Genomic DNA, 24,733 nt, shown 5'->3' with positions numbered 1-24,733 from the left:
GATTCCCCGCCCGACTACCGTCCCCGCCGCACCTGATCGAACGGTACGTCCCGGTCGGCGGCGTATTCGCGAGGCATGCCCAGCACCCGCTCGCTGATGATGTTGCGGGCCATTTCGGTGCTGCCGCCGGCGAGGCTCCAGGCCTGGCGGGAGAGGTACTCCTGGCCGGCTCGGCCGAGGCCGGGTTCGCCGTCGGGGTCGCCGGTCGCGGCGGCGGCGCCGGCGATGCGCACGGCGGCATCGGCCTGCAGCCACGCGTTGCGGGCGCTGAACAGGCGCACGATCGAGCCGGCCGCGGGCGCCAGCTCGCCGGCGGCGATACGGGCGCCGACGTGGGCGATGAGCTGGTCGTGGACCAGATTCATCGCATGTGCCTCGCCGATGTCCTCCCGCACGCGGGGGTCGGCGAATTGCCCGGTGCGGCGGGCGATGTCGAGCAGGCTGTGTACGTCGCGGCCGCTGTGCTGGCCGATGCCGCTGGCATAGGGCGAGCCGCCGCCGACGGCGCTGCGTTCGTGCTGCAGCAGCCGGGTCGCCACCGCCCAGCCGCCGTCGACCTCGCCGACGACGGCGTCGGCCGGGATCCGCACGTCGTCGAAGAACTCCTGGCAGAATTCGGTGGATCCGTCGACCTGGGTGATCCGGCGAATGGTCAGTCCGGCGGAGTTCACCGGCACCAGGAACATGGTCAGTCCGGCGTGTTTGGGCACCTGCCAGTCGGTGCGCGCCAGGCACAGCGCGTAATCGGCGGCATAGGCGCCCGAACTCCAGATCTTGGAACCGTTGAGCACCCAGTCGTCACCGTCGCGGTCGGCTCGGGTGGTGAGCCCGGCCAGATCGGATCCGCCGCGCGGTTCGGACAGGAACTGCACCAGCAACTCCTCACCGCGCAACGCCGCGGCGATGTGGGTGCGTTTCTGCTCCTCGCTGCCCGTGTCGAGAAGTGTTGCGGCGCAGATGGTCAGGGTCGGAATGTTGAGCGCCAGCGGCATCTCGTACGGGCGCGACTCCTCGGTGAAGGCCCGCTGGTGGGCCGGGCTCAACCCCAGTCCGCCGTATTCGACGGGAAAGCAGATGCCTGCGAAGCCGCCGTCGTGGAGGATGCGTTGCAGTTCGCGGGCGCGGGCCCAGACCTGCGGTGACTTCTGCTCGCCCGAGCGGACCGGCGGCGCGGGCGGCAACGTGTCCCGCAACCAGCGCCGGGCGCGGTCACAGAAGCTGTCGACCGATTCGGTTGCGGCGGTGACGGATTCGGTGGTGCTCATGCGGGGATCGTCTCCAGCAGATCGGTGAGCCTGCGCCGGTGTTCGGCCGGGGTGCCGTAGAGGGCCCGCCCGAGCGTGACCCGGCGCAGATACAGGTGCAGATCGTGTTCCCAGGTGACGCCGAGCCCGCCGTGGATCTGCACGCATTCCTGCACGATCTCGCCGGCCGTGGCGCCGACGAAGGATTTCGCGACGCTGACGGCCTCGGCGGTGTTCGCCATGTCGTCGCCGAAGCTCGCGGCCGCGGCCCAGGACGTGGCCCGGCACGCCTCGAGAGTGGTGGCGATATCGGCGGCTCGATGTTTGAGCGCCTGGTAGGAGGCGAGCGGACGGCCGAAGGTGTAGCGGTCGAACATCCACTGCACCGTGGCCTCGAAGGCCCGCTGCGCAGCTCCGGCCATTTCCGCGGCGCTCAGTGTGGCGCCCACGAGCAACTGTTCCTCGGCGGCGGCCGCGGCGGCTTGGGGGGCGCGGTGTACGACGGCGTCCGCGGCGACGGGAACGTCGTCGAAAACGATTGTGGCCGTGCGGCGCACGACGTCCAGCGTCCAGACCGGGGTGATCGTGACACCGGGCGCGTCCGTGGCCACGAGCAGTTGCATCGGGCCCTCGGGACCCTGTGCGTCGACGACCAGCAGATCGGCTCGAGCGCCGTATTCGACGCGATCCTTCACCCCGGACAGCCGGAATCCGGCGCCGTCCGGCGTGGCCGCGGTCTCGACCGGAGCAGAGCGCAGACCGGCTCCGGGTTCGTAGTGGGCCCAGGTCGCGATCGCGGCTCCAGCGACGACGGCTGTGATCACAGTCTCGAAATCACCTGTGCTGCAGAGCAATCCGGCCAATGCGGTGTTCACCGCCAGCAGCGGCCCCGGCGCGCAGACCCGCCCGAATTCCTCGGCGATCAGCGCGAGGTCGGCCATCGGAGTGCCCGATACTGCCCCGCCGCCGAGCCGTTCGGGGACCAGCGGTGCGGTCCAGCCCAGTTCGGCGCCGCGCCGCCACCAGTCCCCGTCGAAGCCGTCGGGGGAGTCGGCGAGGTGGCGCACCGCGTCGACGGGCACGGTGGCGGCGAGGAAGTCGCGCGTGGTGGTCCGGAACAGTCGTTGGTCGGCGGTGGGAGCGGCAGTCACGAATGTGGTCCTTACGCAGAGGCCTCCCGCGAACCCGGTGAGGTGTGCGGATATCGAGTTCGCGGGAGGCGGGGCACCCATCGGCGGCGTCGAGAGGCCGGCGCGCCGCCGATGGGAGTGGTGGCCGGTCGACACCCCGGGGTGGCGACCGGAGTTTCTACAGCGGTTCCCAGAAGGTGATCTGGGTGGCCTTCGGATCGATCGCGGGGCTGAGGGTGGATCTGCCCTCGGCCGAGTTGGCGCGCAACTGCTTGAAGACGGCCTCGGCGTCGCCGTCGATCTCATAGACCGCCAGATACCGGTGGGTGGCGCCCTGCCCCTCGAGCTGCGGGGCCCGATAGCGCGCACACGAACGGATGCCCTCGATCTGCAGTAGTTCGGGAATGTGCACATCGGCGTACCAGGTGTTGTATTCGTCGTCCATTCCCTCGCGCGGGGTGGAGAAGACCAGCATCTGCATGGTGTGTGCCTATCGATCAGTGGTGGGGGACAACGGCTTTCGCGCCATCAGGCGCGCTGGGCGTACAGTTCGGCCCATTCCTTGCGTGGCCGGACGGTCAGATCGACATCGGCGGCCTGTGCGCGCAGCGCGCCGACGGTCGCCTGCTCGCGCGGGATGTGCGCGAACGGTTCCCAGTTCAGGAAGCGGCAGGCGTTCTGCCAGGTGATCTTGTCGATATCGGCGTCGTCGGCGCCTGCCGCCTCGAGTTCGGCGAGCACGAATTCCGGGGCGTCGGGCCACAGCGAATCCGAATGCGGATAGTCGCATTCCCACGCGATGATGTCGATGCCGATCTCGTGCCGCAGCTTCAACGAGGTCTTGTCGGTGACGTAGCAGGCCATGACGTGCTCGCGGAACACGTCCGAGGGCATCTTGCCGCCGAAGTCGCGGCGCAGCCACTTCTGGTTGGTGTAATGCCGGTCCGAGCGGTCGAGGAAATACGGGATCCAGCCGATGCCGCCTTCCGACAGCGCCACCTTCAGTCCTGGATAGCTGCGCAACGCGGGACCCCACAGCAGATCCTGGATCGCGATCTGGGACACGCTGGGCGCCAGCACCATCAGATTGTCGATCGGCGCGTCGGGGGCCATGCGCAGGGCGCCGAAACCGGGCCCGATGTGCAGGTTCATCACCAGCCCGGTGTCGGCGAGCGCCGCGAACACCGGACCCCAGTACTCGACGTCGTGATAGGAGGGGTGGCCTTCCACATGCGGAATCTCCGACATGGTGACGCCGTGGAATCCCTTGGCCGCCACCCGCTGGATCTCCGCCACCGCCAATTGCGGATCCCACAGCGGCAGAATGGCATTCGGGATGAACCGGCCCGGGTAGGTGGCGCACCACTCGTCGATGTGCCAGTTGTTGTAGGCCTGGATCATCGCGACGGTGATCTCGTCCTTGAACTGGCTCAGGTGGCCCGCGCTGAAGCCGGCGAAGGTCGGGAAGCACATCGAGGCGAACACCCCGTTGGCGTTCATATCCCGCACCCGGTCGTGAATGTCGTAGACGCCCGGCCGCATCTCGGCGTAGCGGGTGGGGTTCTTGTCCCACTCCTCCTTGGGCCAGCCGACGACCGCGTTCAGTCCGGTGACACCGACCGGCCGGCCGCGATAGGTCCACTGATCGATGCCCTGGTCGTTGGTGAGCAGTCGCGGCACGTACTCGGCGTACTTCTTCGGCGTATGCCGGTCGAACATGTCGGCCGGCTCGACCACATGGTCGTCGATGCTGACCAGGATCATGTCATCGGTATTCATGAGGTTCCTCGTGCTGGTGCGGACGGCGGCGGCCCACTGCGGTGGGCCACGGAGGAGATGCGCAATCTCTGTTATGGAGAATCATACTCTCCTATTTGGCTGCGACGATACACCCGATTCGGCGCCGGTACGGCAAACTTCGGTGGCGGGCCTCAACTGTCGATCGAATTCCGGATCGGAAATCTGCGCCGGGAGGGCACGCTCGAGCACATCCGGCGCGGCGCGATCCGAGCCGGTACTCCGGACGGCTCCGAACTCGTGGGCGTGCGCATCGATGTGCGCACCGGGCGGTAGTGCACGCTCCTCGCACTAGGGCGCGCGGTAGACGACCTGCCCGGCGACGATCGTGGCGGCCACGGGCGGCGAGTCGAGCGCATCGCCGAGCTCGGTGGGCGGGACCTGCAGCAGAGTCAGGTCGGCGTTGTGGCCCGGGGCGAGAGTCCGGGGAATGTGAGGCCTGGCGGCGGTGCCGAAGAACAGTGACAGCGCGGTGGCCGGGGACAGGGCCTCGGTGGCCGGGCGGCCGAGCCCGCGCTCGGTGGCGGCGCGCACCACCGCCCACGGATCCGGATCGCCGAACGGCGCGTCGGTGCCCGCCGCCACCCCGACGCCCGCGGCGAGTAGCGAACCGAGCCGCCACAGATCGGGCCGGTCCTCGGCGGGCACGTCGCGCGCGTACTGGGCGGCGCGCTCGATCGGGAAATGCGGCTGGGTGATCACCGGAATGTCGTTGCGGCGCAACCAGCTCAGCACCTCGGCGGGGACGACCGCGCCGTGTTCGATGCGGTCGCCGGGCACCACGCCCGCCAGGTCGAAGGCGGCCATGGTCAGAATCAGCTGCAGCCGCGTGACACAGTGCACCGCGGCGGCTCGGCCCGCGCCGTGCAGCCGGCGCAGCCGCACGACGACATCGTCGAGGTCGGGCAGTGCGGTGTCGTCGAGCAGAATTTTGGTGGGGCCCAGACGGAATCGCTCGACGTGCGGATCCTCGATATCGGGCTCGGCCATGCAGTAGACGCGTTGCACGATGCGCCCGTCCAGCACGGCGGCGGCGAGGGTGCCGACCTCGGGACGGGTGAGATCCGGTGTGGCATCGGTGAATCCGGTGATACCCCGCGTCGCTGCCGCCGCCGAGATCGGCGCCGGGTCGGGCGCCAGGCAACCGAGCCGGTCGCCGAGCCAGGTGTCCATCCGCCACAACCGGCCCGTGGCCCGGCCCTGCGGATCACGTTCCACTCCCGGCAGAGGACAGTTGTCGACGTCGAGCAGGGCGCAGGCGCTGGAGTCGAGGATCCACAGCGCGCCGGAACGATGCTGCACCCGCACCGGCCGGCCCACCTCCATGCGGTCCAGCGCCCACCGGTCGATGGCCCCGGCGACGTCGTCGTGGTAGTCCACGGCCCGCAGCCACGCGTGTCCCGGCGTTCGGTGCGCGGCGTCGCGCAAACGGTCGGCCAGGGCACGGGCACCGCGAATCCGGTCCGGCCCCACCGGAATCGACTCCGAGCGAGCCGCCAGTGAGCGCAGATGGATGTGGTGGTCGTGCAGGCCGGGCACCAGCTACCTACCGCGTGCGTCGATATCCTCTTCGCCGGTCCGGGGTCGCAGGCCGCGCCCGCATTCGGTGATCGTGCCGCGTTCGCAGCGGATGTCGGTATGGGCACTGCCGAAGACGACGGCATTGCGGATCAACATGCGACACCACCCGGAAATCCGGACGCGGCGCGGGACTGCGCGGAGCGCGGGGACAGGACGGCCTGGGTGGTCGCCGTGTGCGCGCACCGGACCTGCCAGCGCCCGTCGTGAGTGAACACCCGATGCGGGCCCGGGCAGCGTGGTGGCGCAGCGGCGAAGGCGGCCGTGACCGCGCGCATCGAGACGTCGGCCAGGACACCGCCCCCGGCCCGCACGGCCGCGCAGACCGCCAGCGCCGCCGCGATTCCCGACAGCGGGTCGCCGATCGCGTCCGCGCAGAACACCGGCATGCCGTGTCCGGTGCCGACCAGCGACTTCCAGTGATCGTCGATGCGGTGGGTGCCGATGATCGCGGGCACGACGGCGATATCGTCGGCGCGGGACAGTGTCAGTGCGCACCAGCCGTCGGCGGTGCGCAGCAGGCGGGTGGACCCGCCCGCCGACCGCGTGCCCGCGCGCCGGAAACCGTGGTCGACGGCGCGCGTGGTGAGCAGCGGGCCGGGGGCCAGGACGACCGCCCGGCCCAGCGCGGCGGTGGTGCGTGCGAGCAGGTCCAGTGCGTCACCCAGCGCGAAGGCGGGAGCGGGGGGATGTCGGGCGGCCCGCCCGCGGGACCGGTGAGGTCCATGGCCCCCGACGCCGCCCATCTACGGACCTCGCACCCGGACGAGGACGTGTCGGCCGCGTGCGGCGGCCACAGTTCGCATACCGGATGCGGCAGCGCGGCCGGTGGGGACTGTGCGGCTGGGTGATTCATCTCGGACCTCCTCGGCGAGGGGTGTGCGCGGCCGTCGCTACGACGGCCCGCCGGCGGGCTCGATGCGATCCACCAGACCCCAGCGCAGGGCGGTGTCGACGTCGATGGTGGCGCCGGTGAGTGCCGCTGCGGCGGCGATATCGGCGATGCGTCCGGGACTCGAATGCCGCAGCGCCTCGACGTCGAGGACCGTGAGCGGCTGCCGCGGCTTCCCGTCGCGGTCCAGGTTCAGGTCGGCGAATCGCAGGTCTGTGTCACCAGCGCTGGTGGTCATCGTCACCGCCGTTCTGTGCGGCCGGAAGGCATGGTTCGCGGGTGGAAAGGGTTACCGCAGCTGGTCTTTCATCACCTTTCCGGTCGCGTTGAGGGGTAATTCGTCCAGGAACACCACCGCACGCGGCGCCTTGTATCCGGCCATGTGCTCGCGACTCCAGGCGATGAGCCCGGCCTCGGTCAGCGGCGCGCGCGTGACGACGAACGCCTTGCCGACCTGGCCCAGCCGCTCGTCGGGGATACCGATCACCGCCGCCTGCACGACCGCCGGGTGCTGCAGCAGCAGGCCCTCGATCTCGGCGGGGTAGGCGTTGAAGCCGCCGACGATGAACATGTCCTTCTTCCGTCCGATGATCCGCAACCGGCCGTCCTCGTCCAGGGCGCCCAGATCGCCGGTGTGCAGCCAGCCCTCGGCGTCGATCGCTTCCGCGGTGGCCGCCGGATCGTCGAGATAGCCCTGCATGACGGTGTAGCCGCGCAGCAGCACCTCACTGTCGGCGGCGATGCGGACTTCCACGCCGTCGCACGGGGTTCCGGCGGTCGTCGCGATCTGCTCGAAGGTGTCGCCCGGGCGCGAGGCGGTCGCGGTACCCGCCTCGGTCAGCCCGTATCCGGTCATGATCGAACGGAACGGCAGTTCGGTCTTCACCCGGCGGATCAGCTCCACCGGGATGTCGGCCGCGCCGGTGACCGCGGACCGCAGCGACGACAGGTCGTAGCGTCCGCGCGCCTCCAGCAGCGAGTGGTAGAGGGTGGGCGGACCGGGCAGCATCGTGATCCGTTCGCGCGCAACGAGTTCACAGACGCGATCCACATCGAACACCGGCACCGGGAGAATCGTGGCCCCGCGGATGAACGACGCCAGCACGCCGGCCTTGTAGCCGAAGGTGTGGAAGAACGGATTGACCGCCAGATAGCGGTCACCCTCGCGCAGATCCGCCAGCTCACACCATTCGGTGTAGAGCCGCAGGTTCTGGCGGTGGTTCATCATCACGCCCTTGGGGCGGCCGGTGGTCCCGGAGGTGTAGATGATGTCGGAGATATCGGTCCCCGCCACCTCGCGTTCGAAAGGTGAACCGCTGGAAAGGAAGTCGGAAGAGAGGTCGATGACCGGCACACCCGCGGGCCCGCTGAGCTCGCGCCCGAGGAAGCCCTGCTGTACCAGCAGGAGCTTGGCGCCGCTGCGGCCGATGACATCCGACGCCTCGGCCGCCTGGAAGCGGGTGTTCACCGGAACCAGCACCCCGCCCGCGGTGAGCAGGCCGAAGGCGGCCACGATCCAGCCGGCGGAATTGGGCGCCCAGATCGCGACCCGATCGCCCTTGCCGACCCCGGCCTCCGCGAACGCGCCCGCGGCCCGGCGTACCCGGTCGACGAGTTCGGTGTAACTCAGCCGCAGATCGCCGTCGACGACCGCCTCGGCGTCACCGAAGCGGTCGGCGCAGGAGGCGACCATCTGCGGGATGGTCTCCCAGCTCATGCTGTGTCCTCTGCGGTATGCCGCCTTCGCACCGCACCGCTCATACCTTCAGCAACCTCGCCAGGTTGCCGCCCATGATCTTCTCCTGGTCGGCCAGCGGCATATCTTTGATCTCGTTGATGTAGCGAGCCGGTTCGGCCAGGCCCTCCGGATGCGGATAATCCGAGCCGAACAGCACGTTCTCCACACCGATCAGATCGGCGATGGCCTGCAGATCCTCTTCCCAGAACGGGCTGACGTGGATGCTGCGCTTGACCGCCTCGACCGGATCCTGGAATCCGAAGCCCTCCGGCGCCTTCTTGTACGTGTCGTGCAGGTTCTCGAGCAGCGGGGCCAGCCAGGAGGCGCCGTTCTCGATGACGGCCACCTTCAGTTCGGGGTGGCGGAACAGCGCGCCGTGGCACACCCACGAGGCCACGGCGTCCTGGATCGGCCGCCATTCGGTGGTCATCCGGAAGGTGTTCGTCTTGAACGGCAGCATCTCCAGGTTGCTGCCCTCCCATTCGGCGTTGAACCGCGAATAGCCGCTGTCGGAGGAGTGCATCGTCACCAGCACGTCGTGCTCGACCACGCGCTTCCAGAAGGGGTCGAATTCCGGCAGGGCGAACGAGCGCGGCCCGCGCAGACCCGGAACCGGGGCCGGCCGCACCAGAATCGCCTTGGCGCCGTGTTCGACACACCAGTCGAGCTCCTCGATCGCCTTCTCCACGATCGGCAGGCTCACCACCGGCACGGTGAAGATGCGGTCCTTGTAGGTGAAACCCCATTCCTCGAGCAGCCACTGGTTGAGCGAATGCACCACGGCGTGAATGAGATCGGGGTGATGGCGCATGCGCTCCTCGATGAGGCTGGCCAGGGTCGGGAACATCAGCGTGCGGTCGAGCTGGAGTTCGTTCATGAGCTCGAGACGCGGGCCCGGCTCGTGGAACGCGGGAATCGAACGCATCGGCTTACCGAAGATCTCCCGGCGGCTCTTGCCCTCGGGATTGCCGTTCTTGAAGTACTCCTCCATCGCGCCGGGCCGCGCGACCACCTCGAAGGTGGGGTTGGGGATGTACTCGCTGATCTGGCCGAGGACCGCGATCTTGGTGCGGCCGCCCAGTTCCACGTACTGGATGGCGCCGTCGAACTCCTTCGGCAGATACCGGGTGAGGGCCTCTTTGGTTTCGTACAGGTGGTTATCGGCGTCGAAGAGCTGATACGGCAGCTCGATCTTCGTCATAAGAGTCTCCTTTGTTCGTTATGAGAATCATATTCTCACTTGTTGTGCGTGGCAACGGCCTGGCCGGCGACGGCGGCGCGCACGCGGTACTTCTGGACCTTGCCGCTCGGGGTGCGGGGAAAGTCGTCGACGATGTGCAGCTCCTCGGGCCACTTCTGTTTGGCCAGCCCGGCCGCTGCCAGATGCGCCTGCACGTCGGCCAGCGTCGGGGTGGTGCTGCCGGACCGCAGCCGTACCACCGCGGCGGCATGTTCGATGAGCCGCGCATCGGGCGCGGCGACGACAACCGCTTCCGCGACCGCGGGCATGCGGTGCAGAACGTCTTCGACCTCGACCGCGCTGATGTTCTCGCCGCCCCGGATGATCAGGTCGGTGGTCCGGTCGGTGATGGTGAGATAGCCGTCCTCGTCCAAGTGGCCGACATCCCCGGTGCGGTACCAGCCCTCGTCGTCGAATGCGGCGGCGGTCAGTTTCGGATCCGTGTAGCCCAGGCACAGATCCGGTCCGCGACTGAAGATCTCACCGTCGTCGGAGAGCCGGATCTCCACGCCGGGCAGCGGGCAGCCGTCGGTGTAGAGGCGTTTGTCCTGCGGATCGGTGCAGTCGGAGCCGGTGATGGACGGATGTTCGGTACTGCCGTAGGCGCGGTAGGCGATGATGCCGAGGTCGGTGAGCCGGGTGGTCACCGCGGCCGGCACCGAACTTCCGCCCAGGCCCGCGTATTTCATCTGGCGCAGATGTGCGTCGGTGAACGACGGATGGTCGAGCAGGCTGGTCAGGTAGTAGGGCACACCGCCCGCCACGGTGGCGCCGACATCCGACATCAGCGCCAGGATCCGGCCGGGATCCCACACGTCGACCAGGTTGATCTCCGTCCCGTCGAGCACCGGGATGAGCAGGGCGTTGACCATACCGATGAAATGCCCGACCGGTGCGGCGGTGAGCTGGGCGCCCAGATCGGGCGGGTAATGCGCACTGAGCTGGCGAGTTTCGAAGCCGAGCGTGCGGTGGCTGTGGATCACGCCCTTCGGGTCGCGGGTGGTACCGGAGGTGAAGGCGATCAGCGCGGGGGAGTCCGGTGACACCGCGACGATCCCGGGCATCGGCTCGTCGTCGAGCAGGATGTCGAAGTCGCGTCCCACCACGCCGACGATCGGCACCCGCTCGCACAGATCGGGCTGAAACTCCAAGGCGCCGAAGCGTTCCGCGGTGACGAACACCTTCGGGCGCACGGCGTCGAGGATGTAACCGAGTTCCTTGCGGCCGTAGAAGTGCACGATCGGCACCAGGGTGGCCCCGAGGAAGGAGGCGGCCCAGAACGTGGCGGCGGCCTCCATCCAGTTGGGTAGCTGGAAGGCGACCACATCGCCGGGCCCCACACCGCGGCGGCGCAATCCGGCGGCGAGCCGACGGGCGATGTGCTCGACCTCGCGCACTGTGCCCGACCAGGGGCGCAGTGCGGAGTGCACGCGGAACGGCACCTCGGGCGCCCCGGCCAGGCCCCGCGCCAGCATCTCGCCGAGGGATTCGCGCGTCCACCATCCGCGCGCCTCGTATCGATCGACCAACTGCTGCGGGATCTTTCGCATGGCTCAGCTCCAATGCCCGACGAAATGGGGAAGGCCGGGTGTCCGGACCCGAATATGGAGATGATATTCTCAGATTCGGAGAAGCAACATATCCAGAATGGAGAACGTGCGATGGTCGACCTCGAAGTGGACGGCGGGATCGCGGTACTGACCATCAACCGCCCGCAGGCGCGCAACGCCATCGCACCGGAGACGATGGACCAGCTCGATGAAGCGATCGACGCCGCGGCCGGTGCCCGGGTGCTCGTGGTGCGCGGTGCGGGAGAGCGCGCGTTCGTCTCCGGCGGAGATCTCAAGCAGCTGGCCGCGATTCGCACCGAGGAAGGTGCGGCCCGGATGGCGTGGCGGATGCGCGGCATCTGCGATCGGCTGGCCGCGTTCCCGGCCCCGGTGGTCGCGGCGCTCAACGGTCATGCCCTGGGCGGCGGCGCGGAATTCGCGGTGGCCGCCGATATCCGGATCGCCGCCGACGACATCACCATCGGGTTCAATCAGGTGGCGCTGGCGATCATGCCGGCCTGGGGTGGGGCCGAACGGCTCACCCGGTTGGTCGGGCGCAGCCGCGCCCTGCTGCTCGCGGGATCGGGCACCGTGCTGTCCGCCGCGGACGCCGAGCGGTACGGCCTGATCGACCGGGTGGTGCCACGAGCGGATTTCGAGCAGGAGTGGCGCGCCCTGGCCGCCGGGCTGGCGCATCCGGCGTCGGCGCCGATCAAGCGGGTCGTATCCGGCGCCACGGAATCCGAGGCGGTGGAAGCTTTTGCCCGGCTCTGGGTCTCGGATGCGCACTGGGAGGCCGCGGACCGGGTGCTGAACCGCCGCTCGGCCGACGGTGCGACCGCGCGGGCCTAGCAACTACTGCTCGCCGAGCCGGATCGCCGGATACCCCCGGGCGTGGTTTGGCGCGTTCACCGGTGGTCAACACTATGTTCCGGCCTTGTCGGCCTGGTTCCGGCGGGCCGTCATTGCTGTGTACACCGGAAATCGACCTGCGCCACACCGGCGCAGAAGGAGGATACGTGCGCATCATCACCACCGGTCTCGCCACCGCGGCGTTGACCGTCGCCGCGGTGGCGGGGGCAGGCGCCGCTGCGGCCGAGGACGACCCAGGGTTCACCCCGCCCAAGGAGATCGTCACCGTCGACATCAATCTCCTCGGATGCTCGATCGGCGCCGGGCTCGGCGCGCAGCTGGTTCCCACCCTGAGCGCCGGCGGGTTCGGTGGGCCGGTGGGGATCGACGCGGGATTGGCCTCGCGGCTGCGGAGCGCGGGCTGCCTGCCCTGGCGCTGACGGCGCGAATTATTCGGCCGCGCTGTCGATTTCGGTGATGGCGTGCACCGGGCAGTCCAGGAGTGCCCGGTGCACGCCGTCGCGATCGGCGGGCGGGACGGCGCCGTCACCCTCCAGGGAGGCGTACCCCCAGTCGTCGAGGGAGAAGTACTTCGGCGCGTGTTTGGCGCAGGTGCCGAAACCGTCGCAGACGGTGCGGTCGAGTCGAATCTTCACAGCGAGGTCACCGCTTCCACATCGAAGGGCCGGACCGCGGCGAACGGTGTGGCCGCGCAGATCGCGCAGCCGCCGACGAGGTGGCGCGCCACCGCATCCGGGAATTCGTCGAGCAGGGTCCGGGCCGCGTTCGTCGCGGCATCGAGAGTTCCGCAGGCGCCGCGCCCGCGCAGGACGGTGGACCACCGGCGCAGCCGGTCCAGATCGGCGGCCTCGGCGACGCCGTCGCGCAGCGCGGAGGCGACCGCGCTCATCGCCGCGGTGCCGTTGAAACACGAGCCGCACTGGCCGGCGTTCTCCCGGTCGAAATACGCGAGCATCGCCGCCGCCACCGCGACCGGGCAGTCGTCGGGCGTCAGCAGCGCCACCGCCCCGCAGCCCAAGCCCGTCCCCATCGACCGCAGCGTTTCGTGATCGAGCCGGGCGTCGAGGATGCGGATGTTGGTGAGGCCGTTGAAATAGCCACCCAGCAGCGCGCCGTGCACCCGTTCCGCGGCGACGCCGTGCAACCCGAGGAGCGCACGGAACGAATAACCATGCGGCAGTTCGTAGATGGCCGGTTCGCGGCCGGCTCCGGTGACGGTGGCCAGGAAGGTGCCCGGTGAGTCCGCGGTGCCCACGGTGCGGAAGGCCGCGGCGCCGCAGCGGTGAATCCAGGCCAGCTGGGCGAGGGTCTCCACATTGCTCACCAGAGTGGGGCGTCCGCCGACACCGGCCGCATACGGACGCGGTGGCTTGTCGGTGGGTGTGGCGGGCCCGCCGTCGATCGCGCGCACGGCCGCGGTTTCCTCCCCGGCCACATACCCGGCGGCGACGGTGACGATTTCCGGCGGCACCGCCAGTTCGGCAGGGTCGAGTTCGGCCACCGCGGCGGCGACGGAATCGGCGGCCCGGTCGTCGGAGACGTACACCACGGCGCGGTCGGCGCCGAGAATCGCTGCGGCGGCGCGCAATCCGTCCAGCACCAGATGCGGGCGCCGGCGCAGCAACCAGCGATCCTTGCCTGAGGCGGGTTCGCCTTCCTCACCGTTGGCGACGACCACCGGACGCACCCCGGTACCGCAATGCCGCTGGACCGACAGCAGTTTCGCGCCCAGCGGAAAGCCCGCGCCGCCGCGCCCGCGCAGGCCCGACTCGACGATCTCGGCCAGCAGCCGCGCCGGATCCTCGATCGGCGCGTAACCGCCGCTCGCCCGGTATGCCGCCGCCGATTCGGTGCCCGCCTCGCCGCCGGCGATCCGCGGTGTGGTCCCCGGTGGTGCGGCGACTATCGGATTCGCGATCGCATCCATCAATCCGTCCTTCGGAATATCGTCCGCCGCCGAAAAGCGTCGGTGCGGAAATTGCTGTGCCTACAATCGGCGGCATGCGTACCGCAGTAATTCGCGTCGATGTGGATCCCGCCGGGGAACTGTCGCCCGCGGAATTCGGTGAAAGAATATCGGCGCTCACGTCCGTCGCCGCGGAATCCGGAATGGCCGTGACCGCACCGGAAATCGACCGGCTGCCGTCGCGGCGGCGCGAAATTCATCTGCTGGTCGACGGTGCGGACACGGCCGCGATGCGCGACCACGCGGTCGGGATCTGTGCCGAGATCTTCGGCTCCGCCGTGCGGCCGGGGCCGGTCACCTTCGTCAGCCGGGGAACCGATGACGACGCCCACGGCGTCCTGGCCGGATTCGGCATCACCGGGGAGATCGACCGCACCCACGACGAGGCCGGCTTCGACACCCTCACCGTCCGCCTGGCATCCAGCGATCTGGAGCGCATCCCGGAAAGCCGGATCCAGACCGCACTCGAGGCGGCGACCAATGCCGAAGTGGTCATCGTCGTGCGGTGACGCGACCGGTGGGCCGCTCACGAACGGCCCACCGCCACATCGGGATTCGCAGCACGCCATCGCTATCGCGCGACGAAGTCCAGGATCGCCGGAGCCGCCTGCACCCAGCAGTCGAACGGATGCCCTTCACCCCGCGCGCGGGCCCGCTGACCCTGCTGCCAGGCATCCTCCGGCCACGGCGGATCGATCAGGATCGACCCCTCGATCAGGCAGTGCACTTCCATCGAGGTGCGCTTGGGATGGTCGATATCGTGCTCGCCTCCCCGGATGATCAGCGTCGGGATCTTCAGCTTCGAGAACTCGTAATCGGGCACACCCGGAATCGTCTGGCCCGGTTTGGAAACATAGGCGTCGAGCCAGCGCAACATCTGCGCCTGGAATTCCTCCGCGTCCAGCGCCAGCAACCGGTCCTTGTTCTTCGGATTGTCCTGAATCCGCTCCTGCCATTCCGGCAGTTCGATCAGACCCTCGATTCCCTTGATCTTCGCCGCGGTGATGTTGGGGATGATGTAATGCGAACCCAGTGCGATCGATCCGTAGGTGCCGCCGACGATATTCCACACAATCAGCTTCGTCGCGATCTCCGGATACAACATCGCCGTCAGAATCGAATCGCGCGCACCGCCGGAACCGCCGGCGATGATCACCGGGCCCGTATCCAGACGCACGAGCAGCTCGTGCAGGACCTCGGCACGCATATGCGATTCGGTGGGCCCCCAGAACGCGACCTCGCTGCGCCCGCAATTGGGCCGGTCCCACAGCAGGACGCGGTGGCCACCGGCGACCAGGGCCTCGGCCAGCGGGCGTAATCCGGGAATCTCCGTACTGAACCGGCCACCCGGAGTGAGCACGATCAGCGGACCGGACTCACCCAGAATGTCGTAATAGACCTCACCACCGCGGATTTCGGCGAACGGCATGGACAGACCTCCTCGTCTGGAATTCACGCGGTGACCAGAACGTCGTTGCCGACCACCCGCACCGGATACGTGCGGATACTCCATTCCGGTTTCACCGCGGTGGTGCCGGTGGCCAGTTCGAATCCCCACTGGTGCCACGGGCAGTAGATGTATTCGCCGGCGCGCACACTGACCGCGTCGCCGGGCACCGATTCGTCGACCGCGGTCAGTCCCCGGGTACGACCCGCACACAGCGGCCCGCCCTCGTGCGGACAGTAGTTGGCGATGGCGTAGAAGGTGCCGTCGACGTTGTAGACGCCGACGCCGTGGCGGCCGATGGGTACGAGTTTATGTGTGCCGGGCGGTATTTCGTGGACGGTGGCGACGGCGTGCTCACGTCCCTGCGGCAGCCGCGGGGTGGCGCCGAGATCGTCGCTCATCTCAGAACACCCGTACTTGCCCGGGCAGTACCGGCACGGTATCGGGCACTGTGGCGTAGGTCTTCAGCCCGTTGCCGAACATCACCGCCTCGCGGGTATGCGCGGGCAGGTGTTTGACCAGCCAGCGCGGATCGTCGAAGGTCCAGTGCGGGTAATCCGAGGAGAACAGCAGAATCTTCTCCGCCTCCATCCACTCCAGCGCCCGGGTCAATTCCGTCTTGTCGTCGGGATAGTCCAGCGGCTGGGTGGTGAACTTGATGTGTTCCTTCACGTACTCCGACGGCTTGCGCTTGATCTCGACCCACGGTTTGCGCGCCGCGTAGATCGCGTCCATCCGCCACATCAGCGGCAGGATCCAGGTGAACGCGTGCTCGACCAGGACGATCCGCAACGCGGGGAAGCGGTCGAAGACACCGTCGAAGATCAGGCTCATCACCTGATTCATCGCCAGCAGCGAGTAGGTGACCATGAAATCGTGGTTGTAGCTGGGATATCCGACCGGCGGCATCGGCAGCGTCTCGAAGCAGCCGCGCGAGAGGTGACAGGCCACCGGCAGGTCGTGCTTCACCGCGGCCGCCCACACCGGGTCGTACATCGGATCGCCCCACGCCGGACGCGGTTCCGCGCGGATGAGGATCTGCGCCATGTACGGATGTCCGGCCCACTTCTCGATCTCGCGCACGGCACCGGCCGGGTCCTCGGCCGCCGCGCTGATCGACCCGCGAAAGCGCTGGTGCCAGTTGTTGTGGCCGTCGAGCCAGTCCTGGTCCAGCCAGGTGTTGACCGCCGCCGCGGCCGCCGAGGTCGCCTCCGGCAGCCGGGCCTGATGCAGTCCCGGCTCGAGGATGGCGATATCGGATCCGGCGCCCATGATGAGCTGCCGGAACAGGGTGTCGGGGTCGCTGCCCGGGAAACCGCCGTCGGGTGTGAACGCGTCCACGCGCATCGCGTAGGCATAGGCGAAGTCGGGGGCGTCGTAGAAGATGGTGCTACCGACCTGGCGATTGAGAAAATACTTGCTGCGCAACGGTTCGGGGTACAGTTCCGCGAGCCGCCCCGGCCGGGGCACCGGGTGGACGTCGGAGTCGACCACCCGCACCGCGACCCGATCCGAGCTCGGAACCCGTTCGCGTATCTCGATATTCGCCTGCGTCATGGGTATCCCTTTCGATTCCGATACCGGTTACCGCGTCGTGGCCGCGGCGGGAATGTCGATGCCGTACAGTCCGGCGGCATTGCGCCACAGCACCTTCTCGCGCTGGGCGGAAGTCAACGCGGACGGCAGCCGCGCCGGATCGTCGAGTTGCCAGTGCGGATAGCTGGAACCGAACATCACCATGTCGTCCTTGCCGGTGAATTCCAGCCAGTCCCCGGCGAAGTCGACATCGCCGGGCCCGTCGAGCCGGCCCTGAACGAAGTAGATCGAACCGGGAAGGTAGTCGCTGGGCATGCGCGGCGCCCACGGCGTCTGCTCGAGGTGCGGACGGCCGAAGGTGTCCATCCGCCACATCATCGGGGTGAGCAGGTCGGCGGCCCCGTCGGCCCATACGAAGCGCAGATCGGTGAAGCGTTCGAACACACCCTCGGCGATCATGTTCATCTGGTGGTAGAGGTAGTTCAGCGCCATGAAGCCGAGGTACTGCTCATAGGTGCGCGGATGTCCGGACGGGGTGGGCGGATAGGCCACGCCGGAACCGGATTCGATGTGCACGGCGACGGGGAGATGGGCGGCCGCAGCCGCCTCCCACAGGGGCCAGAACTGCGGCTTTCCGTACAGTTCGCGCGACTGCAGCGGAATGCCGATCTGCACGACGCGCGGATGGGAACCCCAGCGTTCGATCTCGCGGACCGCTCCGGAGATGTCCTCCGGATTCACCCGCAGCGTGCCGCGGTAGCGCTCGGCGTAGGTGCCGGAGTCCAGCCAGCGCGAGATCATCATCTCGTTGTGCGCGCTCGCGATCGCCGTCCCGAGGTGGCGGTCGGGCATGATGCCCCGGGTCATCGGATGCAGGATCGCGAAATCGGCGCCGCGCTCGCCGAACAGCACCCGCCCGACGGCGTCGGGCTCGGAGCCGGGATATCCGCCCTCGGACAGGACGGTGCCCGGCGCGTATTCACCGCCCGGGGCGCCGTACCAGTCCATCTCGACATCCGGGTAGCCGCGGGCGCTGTACGGTTCGCGCAGCCAGCTGCGCAGTTCGGCATTGCCCTGGAAGAAGATGTGCACACTGGCGTCGATCAGCGGACTGGTGCTGCCGTCGGGGAGGGTGATCATCGGCCCTCCCGCGGAAGATGCCGGGGCGCTGAGGGATTCGGTCCCGGCGGGGCGGAACGGATCGGCTCGGGATGGTCGGTCATGCGGGCTCCGTTGCGGGAAGTCGGCGCGTTCGCGGGCTGCCGTCGGTTCGGCGGTCGGGGAGAGTGCCCGGACAACCTGTGTGAACGGACCGGTGCGCATTCGTCCGGGCGAACTCGCGGGCGAACTCGCGAACCAAATATTTGTTCCGCAACTGTACGTCGAAACCCGGCCGGCGCACAAGGGCCGGCGTCCGGCGGTCAGGCGGCGGGGGCGGTGCGCGTGGCGCCGCACAGCAATGTCGCGCGGGAATGCGCGTGTGCGGCACGGATTCCCACGCGCGCGACCACCGGCGGCGGCATCCAGATCAGGTCGCGCACGCACGCCGACAACCGGCTCTTGGTCATGCCCTCGAGCGTGATCTCGCCGTCGGCGCGGCCCTGATCGACGACGCTCGCGATCTGCCGGGCACGCCGGCGCAGAACCTCGATCACGTCGCTGGTGTCGGGGGGAGTGGACCGGAACCAGGCGCGCTGGATCGCGAACTCGAGGTCGAAACGCTGCAGTGCGTTGAGGTTGATCCAGGTGAGCGCGTCCAGCTTGGCGACGGCGGAACTGTCGGTGGCGACCACGGCGGCGTAGGCGCGTGAGATCTCGTCGTGGAACGACCCCATGATCGAGTCCAGCAGCGCCTGTTTCGATTCCACGGCCCGGTACACGCTGCCCGCGCCCATTCCGGCGGCGGTGGCGATATCGCGCATGGTGGTCGCCTCGTAACCGCGGCGGGCGAATTCCACTCGCGCCACCGCGCGCAACCGGGCGGTGCGCTCGTCGCCGCCGGTGTCGTCGGGAGCCGCCCAGGTGGCGATGCTGTCGTGCGCGGCGCGCAGGGCCGCCGAGCGATCGAGTGCGGCGGGGGAGGCCGGCTCGGCGGGCAGGCCGTCGAGCAGCAGGCGGCACACCACGGTGGCGACGCGGTCGGCGGAATTCTCCCGATGCAGAACCGACAGGCCGATGTGCAGCATGGTCTGGCACAACTGTTCGGCCAGCACCGACCGATCCACGGTCGCGGCGAGGTAGCCGTGCGCAGCGCCGGCGTCGAGCAGGACGCGCATGGCCGCGATCGGGGCGGCCGGCGGATCGGCGGCCAGGGCGATCAGCGCGGTTCCGGCGCCGGTATGCGGTTCGTAGATCGACAACTGCAGTGCCGCACGGTGTTCCAGGGCGCAGGCGGCGAGGGCGGTGGCGTACCCGTTCACGACATCGAAGGCCCCGTCGGCGCTCGTGATCGCCGACGGCGGCGGCGCGGACCGGGCCACGGCATCCAGTGCGGCGTGATAGCGCTCGAGCAGTTCGACCGCGATCGCTTCCTTCGAGTCGAAGTGGTGATACAGGCTGCCGGGCAGGATGCCGCACGCGTCGGCGACGTCCTTCACGTTCGTCCCGGCGTATCCCGCCGAAGCGAACAGGTCCGCGGCCGCGCGCAGGATCTCCGACCGTCGTGTGCTGTCGGCGCGGGCGGCGGCCGGTGCGGCGGGGATCCGTGTTCGTGGCATGTGCTCAGTGTGACCGATATGCCCGCGTGGGGGTGGTGGTGACCCGACTCCGTCCGGGCTGCGCGGGGGCGTCAGTCGTTGCGCGGGAAGCCCAGATTCAGCCCGCCGTGGCTCGGATCCAGCCAGCGGCTGGTCACGGCCTTGGTGCGGGTGAAGAAGTGCACGCCCTGCACGCCGTGCGCGTGGGTGTCACCGAACAGTGAGTTCTTCCAGCCACCGAAACTGTAGTAGGCCATGGGAACCGGGATGGGCACGTTGATGCCGACCATCCCGACCTCGACCTCGTACTGGAAGCGCCGGGCCGCGCCGCCGTCGTTGGTGAAGATCGCGGTGCCGTTGCCGTACGGATTGCCGTTGATCAGGTCGAGGGCCTGCTCGTATCCGTCGACTCGCACCACCGAGAGAACCGGGCCGAAGATCTCCTCGCGATAGGCGGCCATCTCCGGAGTCACGTGATCCAGCAGCGTCGGCCCGAGCCAGAAGCCCTGGGACACATCGATATCGGCGTCGGCGGTGCCGGTCGCGCCGCGACCGTCGACGACGACGCGGGCGCCTTCGGCCTCGGCGGTGTCGATGGCGGCGGCCACCTTGTCGCGGTGCGCGCGGGTGACCAGGGGACCCATATCGGCCTCGCCGTGTCCGTCGCCGAGGCGCAGGCCGCGGGTCCGCTCGGCCACCCGGGCCACCAGATCGTCGGCGATATCGCCCACCGCGACGGCCACCGAGATGGCCATGCAGCGTTCCCCGGCCGACCCGTATCCGGCATTGACCAGCGCGTCCGCGGCCAGATCCAGATCGGCGTCGGGAAGGATCACCGCGTGGTTCTTGGCGCCGCCGAGGGCCTGTACCCGTTTGCCGGTCGCGGTGGCGGTGGCATAGACGTACTCGGCGATCGGAGTGGAGCCCACGAAGGAGACCGCCTTGATCGCGGGGTCGGTCAACAGCGCGTCCACGGCCTCCTTGTCGCCCTGCACGACAGTGAAGACGCCGGGCGGAAGTCCGGCCTCGTCCCACAGCTTCGCCAGCCACAGCGCTGCCGACGGATCCTTCTCGCTGGGTTTGAGCACGACGGTGTTGCCGGTGGCCACGGCCAGCGGGAAGAACCACATCGGCACCATGGCCGGGAAGTTGAACGGCGAGATGATCGCGACCGGGCCCAGCGGGGCTCGCACCGAGTACGCGTCCACGCCGGTCGAGACGTTCTGCGTGAAACCGCCTTCCATCAGATGCGGTATGCCGCAGGCGAATTCGATCACTTCCTGACCGCGGGAGACCTCGCCGAGGGCGTCGGAGAACACCTTGCCGTGTTCGGCCGTGATCAGTCCGGCCAGTTCGGATTTGCGGGCATTGAGCAGTTCGCGGAAGCGGAACATGATCGAGGTGCGCCGGGTCAGCGAGGTGTCGCGCCAGCCCGGAAAGGCGGCCGCCGCGGACTCGACGGCGGCGCGGACGTCCTCGGGCCCGGCCATGGCGACCGCGCCCGTGATCCGGCCGGTGGCAGGATCGGTCACCGGGGCGGTGCGCGCGGCGACGCCGGGGCGCGGACCGCCGTCGATCCAGTGGCCGATCTGCGTGACGTCTGTGGTGGTGGTGGGTTCGATCGTGCCGGTCATGACCGAACCCCCGCGTGCACACCCGTCATGGTGGTCAGCGGCGCCGCGCCGTACCAGCCGCAGGGCAGGCCGCAGCTGGCGGTGATCTCGATCTCGCGGCGATGATCAGCGAAGGTGCGCACGGTGCGGACCGCCTCCGCGGCGTAGCCGCAGCGCGGGCAGGTGCCGAAGTAGTCCAGTATCTGGACGACCGCGATATCGACGGGCGGCTGCATCAGTACCTCCGGGGTCACGAGTTGATCGGTGCGGCAATAGGTTCGCGGGGCGCGCGGTCAGTCGAGGAACAGGTCCGGGATCGGCCGCTCGCCGCCGCCGTAGCCCGACAGGTCGCGGACCCCGGATTCGATGAGCACCTCGGCGTCGACGAAGCAGTTGCCGGTGGTGTATTTCGCGGGGCGGCAAAAGATCTCGGCGGCGGCATCGCCCATGATGCGCGGATCGCGCGCCGAGTCGAGCAGTGCGGACCCGTCGGCCATATTCGCCACCGCCGAGGTCGCGATGTAGGTCTGGGGCCACAGACAGTTCACCGCGATCGCGCCGGCGAATTCGGTGGCCCAGCCGAGGGACAACAGTGTCATCGCGTATTTGGACTGGGTGTAGGCCGGATGCGCGCCCAGCCAGCGCGGGCTGAGATTCAGCGGCGGCGAGATGGTCAGCACATGGGCCTCCGGGGCCTCGCGCAGGGCGGGCAGGCAGGCCTGGGTGAGCAGGAATGTGCCGCGCACGTTGATCTCCTGCATCAGATCGAACCGTTTGGCCGGAAGCGATGCGGTCGGCTCCACCGCGATCGCGCCGGCGTTGTTGACGCAGATGTCGATGCCGCCGAAGCGGTCGACCGCGGTCCGCGCCGCGCGCCGCACATCGTCCTCCCGGCGCACATCGCCCACCACCGCGACGGCTTTGCCGCCGGCGGCCTCGATCTCGGCCACGGCGGTGTGGACGGTGCCCGGCAGTTTCGGATGCGGTTGCGCGGTCTTGGCCATCAGCACGATATTCGCGCCCCGGGCGGCCGCGGCGAGCGCGATGGCGAGGCCGATCCCGCGGCTTGCGCCGGAGACGACCATGGTGCGGCCGGCCAACGGATATGCGGGCATGACGCTCCTCGAAGTCAGTCGTTCACCCATGATGGTATTGGCATTCTCTTTTTTTGCAAGTAACGTATTCAAAGATGAACGACGACGTCCAGACCTCTTCCGGCATCCCGCTCGCCCCGGTCTACGGCCCGGGCGATCGCGCCGCCGAACCACCGCCGCCAGGTGACTATCCCTTCACCCGCGGCAATTTCGGCACCGGCTACCGCGGGCGACTGTGGACCTTCCGGCAGTACTCCGGTTTCGGCACCGCCGAGGAATCCAACCGCCGCTACCGCTATCTGCTCGATCAGGGCGGCACCGGACTGTCGGTGGCCCTGGATCTGCCGACCCAATGTGGTTACGACTCCGACGATCCCGAAGTGAGCGAGGAGGTCGGCCGGGTGGGCGTGGCCGTGGACACCCTCGCCGACGCCGAGATCCTGTTCGACTCGATTCCGCTGGACAAGATCAGCACCAGCTTCACCATCAACGGCACCGCCGCGATCCTGCTGGCGTTCTACGTGGCCGCCGCCGAACGCAAGGGCGTCGCGCGCGCGAAACTGACCGGCACCATTCAGAACGACATCCTCAAGGAGTACGCGTCGCGAGGCACCTGGATCTGGCCGGCGCAGCCCTCCCTGCGGTTGATCGCCGACACGATCGAATTCTGTGCCGCCGAGGTGCCGCGATTCAACGCGATCTCGGTGGCGGGCGCGCACTTTCGCGATGCGGGCGCGACGGCGGTGCAGGAGATGGCGTTCACCCTCGCCGACGGAGTCACCTACTGCGACACCGTCGTCGAACGCGGCCGTATGAGTATCGACGAGTTCGCGCCGCAGATCTCGTTCTTCTTCTACACCCACGGCGACTTCTTCGAGGAGATCGCCAAATACCGTGCCGGACGGCGGCGCTGGGCCACGCTGGTGCGGGAACGCTACGGCGCCACGACCGACCGCGCGTCGATGTTCCGATTCGGCTGCGTCTCCGGCGGCGCCTCGCTGTACGCACCGCAGGCGCAGAACAATCTGGTGCGCGTGGCCTACGAGGCGATGGCCTCGGTCCTGGGCGGGGTGCAGTCGATGTTCACCGCCGCCTGGGACGAACCGTTCGCCCTGCCCAGCGAGGAATCGGCGACACTGGCGCTGCGCACCCAGCAGATCCTGGCCTACGAAACCGGCGTCACGCGGGTGGCCGATCCGCTGGGCGGCTCCTATTTCGTGGAGGCGCTCACCGATGCGACCGAGGAGCGGATCGTCGAGATCATGGCGGATCTCGACGCGCACGGCGGCATGGTCCGCTGCATCGAGGACGGTTATCTGCAGGGCCTGATCGCCGACGAGGCCTACCGCGCCCACCAGGACATCGAATCCGGGGCGCGCCCGATCGTCGGAGTCAACCGATTCACCTCCGACGAGCCCGCACCCGAGATCGGCACCTACGAATTGGATGCCGCCGGAAGGGATCTGCAATTGAAGCGACTGGCCAAGGTCAAGGCGGACCGGGATTCCGGCGCGGTCGCCACCACGCTGTCGGCGCTGTCGCGCGCCGCCGAGGGAGACGAGAATCTGATGCACCGGCTCATCGACTGCGCCAACGCCTACTGCACGGTGGGAGAGATGACCTCCGCGCTGAAATCGGTGTGGGGCGAATTCCGGCAGCCGGTGGTGTTCTGATGCCCGCGCGCGTACTGGTCGCCAAACCCGGGCTCGACGGCCACGATCGTGGCGCGAAGATCGTCGCGCGCACGCTGCGCGACGCCGGTTTCGAGGTCGTCTACACCGGCATCCGCCGCCGCGTCGAGGAGATCGTGTCGATCGCGGTGGCCGAGGATGTCGCGGTGGTGGGGCTGAGCATCCTCTCGGGCGCACATCTCGGGCTCACCACCAAGGTGGTGGAGGGACTGCGCGCCGCCGACGCCGCCGATATCGCGGTCGTGGTCGGCGGCACCATTCCGCAGGCCGATGTGCCCAAACTCCTCGAGGCGGGCGCGGCGGCGGTGTTTCCCACCGGTACCCCGCTGGATCAGCTGGTGAGCGAGATACGCGCGCTCACCGCGACGGTGGCGGGGCCGCCCGAGCCGAGATGACCGCGCCCCGGGCGGACGTCGCAGGTCACGGCCGGGCGAAGCGCCGGCGTCGCACCGGTCACGGACATGCTCGCCCGGGCGATCGAAGCCGGATGTTCCGGGCATTTCGGGCACCGAATATGGAGAATGACCACCACGATGTGGCGCCGGACGGCGGCCTGTGATGAACTCGTGCCCCTTTTCACAGGTTGAGCACGGTCCCAGCTGACATAGTCTGAGCAGGCGAGTTCTGTTCAGGGCAGTTTCGGCGCCG

General features: G+C 68.8%; 25 protein-coding genes. 5 read left to right on the top strand and 20 right to left on the bottom strand.

The genetic code is table 11. The annotated features are described in order from the left end of the window. Positions 1-14 precede the first annotated feature (14 nt). The 10 genes from IRT45_RS03395 to IRT45_RS03350 all read right to left on the bottom strand — a co-directional run bounded on the left by IRT45_RS03395 (position 15) and on the right by IRT45_RS03350 (position 11,169). The gene (locus tag IRT45_RS03395) at positions 15-1,265 is read right to left on the bottom strand and encodes an acyl-CoA dehydrogenase family protein (RefSeq protein ID WP_194804383.1); all 1,251 of its coding nucleotides are present in this window, start codon (positions 1,263-1,265) and stop codon (positions 15-17) included. Then, positions 1,262-2,395, bottom strand: coding sequence for an acyl-CoA dehydrogenase family protein (locus IRT45_RS03390; protein WP_309240777.1), 1,134 nt, complete (start codon positions 2,393-2,395; stop codon positions 1,262-1,264). Before IRT45_RS03390 ends, IRT45_RS03395 begins: the two co-directional genes overlap by 4 nt. Positions 2,396-2,552: 157 nt before the next feature. After that, positions 2,553-2,855 carry a DUF4286 family protein gene (locus IRT45_RS03385; protein WP_194804381.1) on the bottom strand — a complete coding sequence of 101 codons (303 nt, stop codon included), beginning with the start codon at positions 2,853-2,855 and terminating at the stop codon, positions 2,553-2,555. Between the two features lie 47 nt (positions 2,856-2,902). Then, positions 2,903-4,153: an amidohydrolase family protein gene (locus tag IRT45_RS03380; RefSeq protein ID WP_194804380.1), complete on the bottom strand. Its 1,251-nt coding sequence runs from the start codon at positions 4,151-4,153 to the stop codon at positions 2,903-2,905. Between the two features lie 309 nt (positions 4,154-4,462). Further along, a complete protein-coding gene (locus IRT45_RS03375) occupies positions 4,463-5,710 on the bottom strand; it encodes an amidohydrolase family protein (protein ID WP_194804379.1) in 1,248 nt (415 codons plus the stop codon). A gap of 131 nt (positions 5,711-5,841) precedes the next feature. Further along, a complete protein-coding gene (locus IRT45_RS03370) occupies positions 5,842-6,495 on the bottom strand; it encodes a hypothetical protein (protein ID WP_194804378.1) in 654 nt (217 codons plus the stop codon). A 147-nt stretch (positions 6,496-6,642) separates the two neighbouring features. Next, the gene (locus tag IRT45_RS03365; RefSeq protein ID WP_194804377.1) at positions 6,643-6,879 is read right to left on the bottom strand and encodes a hypothetical protein; all 237 of its coding nucleotides are present in this window, start codon (positions 6,877-6,879) and stop codon (positions 6,643-6,645) included. Positions 6,880-6,930: 51 nt separating this feature from the next. Beyond that, entirely contained in the window at positions 6,931-8,358 is a 1,428-nt protein-coding gene (locus tag IRT45_RS03360) for a FadD3 family acyl-CoA ligase (protein ID WP_194804376.1), read from the bottom strand. A gap of 40 nt (positions 8,359-8,398) precedes the next feature. Continuing rightward, on the bottom strand, positions 8,399-9,580 hold the full coding sequence (locus IRT45_RS03355) for an amidohydrolase family protein (RefSeq protein WP_194804375.1): 1,182 nt from the start codon (positions 9,578-9,580) through the stop codon (positions 8,399-8,401). A gap of 35 nt (positions 9,581-9,615) precedes the next feature. Continuing rightward, positions 9,616-11,169 carry an AMP-binding protein gene (locus tag IRT45_RS03350; RefSeq protein WP_194804374.1) on the bottom strand — a complete coding sequence of 518 codons (1,554 nt, stop codon included), beginning with the start codon at positions 11,167-11,169 and terminating at the stop codon, positions 9,616-9,618. A 111-nt stretch (positions 11,170-11,280) separates the two neighbouring features. Here IRT45_RS03350 and IRT45_RS03345 point away from each other — a divergent pair, with 111 nt between their 5' ends. Further along, positions 11,281-12,021, top strand: coding sequence for an enoyl-CoA hydratase/isomerase family protein (locus tag IRT45_RS03345; protein WP_194804373.1), 741 nt, complete (start codon positions 11,281-11,283; stop codon positions 12,019-12,021). A 167-nt stretch (positions 12,022-12,188) separates the two neighbouring features. After that, positions 12,189-12,461 (top strand): hypothetical protein, encoded by a 273-nt coding sequence (locus IRT45_RS03340; protein WP_194804372.1) that lies wholly within the window; start codon positions 12,189-12,191, stop codon positions 12,459-12,461. Between the two features lie 9 nt (positions 12,462-12,470). Here IRT45_RS03340 and IRT45_RS03335 read toward each other — a convergent pair whose 3' ends face one another. Then, a complete protein-coding gene (locus tag IRT45_RS03335; protein WP_194804371.1) occupies positions 12,471-12,677 on the bottom strand; it encodes a ferredoxin in 207 nt (68 codons plus the stop codon). Further along, positions 12,674-13,969: an NADH-ubiquinone oxidoreductase-F iron-sulfur binding region domain-containing protein gene (locus IRT45_RS03330; protein WP_194804370.1), complete on the bottom strand. Its 1,296-nt coding sequence runs from the start codon at positions 13,967-13,969 to the stop codon at positions 12,674-12,676. Before IRT45_RS03330 ends, IRT45_RS03335 begins: the two co-directional genes overlap by 4 nt. 74 nt (positions 13,970-14,043) lie before the next feature. Here IRT45_RS03330 and IRT45_RS03325 point away from each other — a divergent pair, with 74 nt between their 5' ends. Next, positions 14,044-14,517, top strand: coding sequence for a hypothetical protein (locus tag IRT45_RS03325; RefSeq protein ID WP_194804369.1), 474 nt, complete (start codon positions 14,044-14,046; stop codon positions 14,515-14,517). A gap of 62 nt (positions 14,518-14,579) precedes the next feature. Here IRT45_RS03325 and IRT45_RS03320 read toward each other — a convergent pair whose 3' ends face one another. From IRT45_RS03320 to IRT45_RS03285, 8 genes are all read right to left on the bottom strand, one after another. Then, entirely contained in the window at positions 14,580-15,437 is an 858-nt protein-coding gene (locus tag IRT45_RS03320; protein ID WP_194804368.1) for an alpha/beta fold hydrolase, read from the bottom strand. Positions 15,438-15,460: 23 nt separating this feature from the next. Beyond that, positions 15,461-15,856: a Rieske 2Fe-2S domain-containing protein gene (locus IRT45_RS03315; protein ID WP_194804367.1), complete on the bottom strand. Its 396-nt coding sequence runs from the start codon at positions 15,854-15,856 to the stop codon at positions 15,461-15,463. Position 15,857: 1 nt separating this feature from the next. Further along, on the bottom strand, positions 15,858-17,012 hold the full coding sequence (locus IRT45_RS03310) for an amidohydrolase family protein (RefSeq protein WP_194804366.1): 1,155 nt from the start codon (positions 17,010-17,012) through the stop codon (positions 15,858-15,860). A 27-nt stretch (positions 17,013-17,039) separates the two neighbouring features. Next, positions 17,040-18,131 (bottom strand): amidohydrolase family protein, encoded by a 1,092-nt coding sequence (locus tag IRT45_RS03305; protein WP_194804365.1) that lies wholly within the window; start codon positions 18,129-18,131, stop codon positions 17,040-17,042. A 281-nt stretch (positions 18,132-18,412) separates the two neighbouring features. Next, entirely contained in the window at positions 18,413-19,708 is a 1,296-nt protein-coding gene (locus IRT45_RS03300; RefSeq protein ID WP_194804364.1) for a TetR/AcrR family transcriptional regulator, read from the bottom strand. A 71-nt stretch (positions 19,709-19,779) separates the two neighbouring features. Beyond that, positions 19,780-21,321 carry a CoA-acylating methylmalonate-semialdehyde dehydrogenase gene (locus tag IRT45_RS03295; RefSeq protein WP_194804363.1) on the bottom strand — a complete coding sequence of 514 codons (1,542 nt, stop codon included), beginning with the start codon at positions 21,319-21,321 and terminating at the stop codon, positions 19,780-19,782. After that, positions 21,318-21,554: a hypothetical protein gene (locus tag IRT45_RS03290; protein ID WP_194804362.1), complete on the bottom strand. Its 237-nt coding sequence runs from the start codon at positions 21,552-21,554 to the stop codon at positions 21,318-21,320. The genes IRT45_RS03295 and IRT45_RS03290 overlap by 4 nt, the downstream gene beginning before the upstream one ends. 39 nt (positions 21,555-21,593) lie before the next feature. Then, positions 21,594-22,415, bottom strand: coding sequence for an NAD(P)-dependent oxidoreductase (locus tag IRT45_RS03285; RefSeq protein WP_194804361.1), 822 nt, complete (start codon positions 22,413-22,415; stop codon positions 21,594-21,596). A 74-nt stretch (positions 22,416-22,489) separates the two neighbouring features. On the opposite strand from IRT45_RS03285, the gene IRT45_RS03280 reads away from it, so the two are divergent. Together IRT45_RS03280 and IRT45_RS03275 are read left to right on the top strand one after the other, a co-directional pair. Continuing rightward, on the top strand, positions 22,490-24,067 hold the full coding sequence (locus IRT45_RS03280) for a methylmalonyl-CoA mutase family protein (RefSeq protein WP_194804360.1): 1,578 nt from the start codon (positions 22,490-22,492) through the stop codon (positions 24,065-24,067). Continuing rightward, positions 24,067-24,480, top strand: coding sequence for a cobalamin-dependent protein (locus tag IRT45_RS03275; protein ID WP_194804359.1), 414 nt, complete (start codon positions 24,067-24,069; stop codon positions 24,478-24,480). The genes IRT45_RS03280 and IRT45_RS03275 overlap by 1 nt, the downstream gene beginning before the upstream one ends. Positions 24,481-24,733 lie beyond the last annotated feature (253 nt).

This window comes from Nocardia sp. BSTN01, assembly GCF_015354405.1.
In the GTDB taxonomy this organism is placed as follows: domain Bacteria; phylum Actinomycetota; class Actinomycetes; order Mycobacteriales; family Mycobacteriaceae; genus Nocardia.
This window is presented reverse-complemented; position numbering and strand designations above follow the sequence as displayed.